This is a genomic window from Pantoea sp. Fr-CA_6, from assembly GCF_024520895.1.
Taxonomy (GTDB): Bacteria; Pseudomonadota; Gammaproteobacteria; order Enterobacterales; family Enterobacteriaceae; genus Pantoea; species Pantoea agglomerans.
Genome location: NZ_JALNPO010000049.1, coordinates 1 through 279, shown reverse-complemented (window position 1 = coordinate 279; position 279 = coordinate 1). Strand labels below are relative to the sequence as shown.

Genomic DNA, 279 nt, shown 5'->3' with positions numbered 1-279 from the left:
GCCTGTATCTATCTGCAATCACTGTGCTGGAACTGGAAACGGGCGCCCTGCGTATCGAACGTCGTGACCCTTCACAAGGCCAGCTGCTGCGCAACTGGCTGGAACATCACGTCAAACCGGCGTTCTCTGGAAGAATCCTGCCTGTCGATACCAGCGTCGCCACCCGGTGCGCACGATTGCATGTTCCCGACCGCAGCAGTGAATGCGACGCCTTGATCGCCGCCACCGCGCTTGTGCACGGGCTTACGCTGGTAACTCGCAACATTGCGGACTTTCAAC

General features: G+C 59.1%; 1 protein-coding gene. It reads left to right on the top strand.

Annotated elements, in window-relative coordinates; all coding sequences use genetic code 11:
* Positions 1–23 precede the first annotated feature (23 nt).
* Positions 24–279, top strand: a 256-nt coding sequence (locus NR201_RS22560) for a PIN domain-containing protein (protein WP_256850192.1), incomplete at its 3' end; no start/stop codon positions are given.